The organism is Brevundimonas sp. UBA7838 (assembly GCF_002500885.1).
GTDB classification, from domain to species: domain Bacteria; phylum Pseudomonadota; class Alphaproteobacteria; order Caulobacterales; family Caulobacteraceae; genus Brevundimonas; species Brevundimonas vesicularis_C.
Window position 1 is genome coordinate 372 of record NZ_DLTK01000005.1, and the last position, 677, is coordinate 1,048.

Here is a 677-nt window from a genome sequence, read left to right on the forward strand (position 1 = left end):
GCGAAGCGACGGGGCAGGGCGGTTTGCTGATGAAGGGGGCGTTCGCGCTGCACCCTGCGGCGGTGCTCTCGTACTGGCTTTCGGACGCGGAGATGCGCTCTGAGCGCGTGACACGGCTGGAGCGCGCCGACGGCCGCTGGCGGCTGATCGGCGAAAACGACGCGGTGCTGGGCGAGGTCGATGCGGTGGTTCTCGCCGCCGGTTGGGGATCGGCCGCCCTGTTGGAAGGGTTCGACCAGACGCCGCGCCTGTCGCCCGTGCGGGGGCAGGCGGACTGGATCGACGGGGACGTGACCGTCCACCCCATGGCCTGGGGCGGCTATGCGGTCCCGACGGGCCAAGGGGTACTGTTCGGCGCGACCCATGATCGGGGCGACACCGGCACGGCGCCGAGCGACGACGACAGCGCGCGAAATCTGGCGACCTTGGAAGCGCGCCTGCCGGATCTGGCCGAACGCGTCGCAGCAGCCGGGCCAACCCATAGCCGAACCGCAGTCCGCGCCACGACGCCGGATCGCCTGCCTGTTGCGGGCGCTCTCGATGACGGCCTCTATGTGCTCGGCGGGCTGGGGTCGCGCGGTTTCTGCGTCGCGCCCTTGCTGGGCGAGCATATCGCCGCCCTCATCCTTGATCAGCCCTCGCCCCTGCCGCGAGATCTGGCGGCGCGCGTGTCGCCC

At 71.6% G+C, this 677-nt stretch carries 1 protein-coding gene; it reads left to right on the forward strand.

What is annotated here, in order from left to right; translation table 11 throughout:
- The coding region (locus tag B3T77_RS00260; protein WP_292075926.1) for an FAD-dependent oxidoreductase at positions 1 to 677 on the forward strand (677 nt) is incomplete at both ends.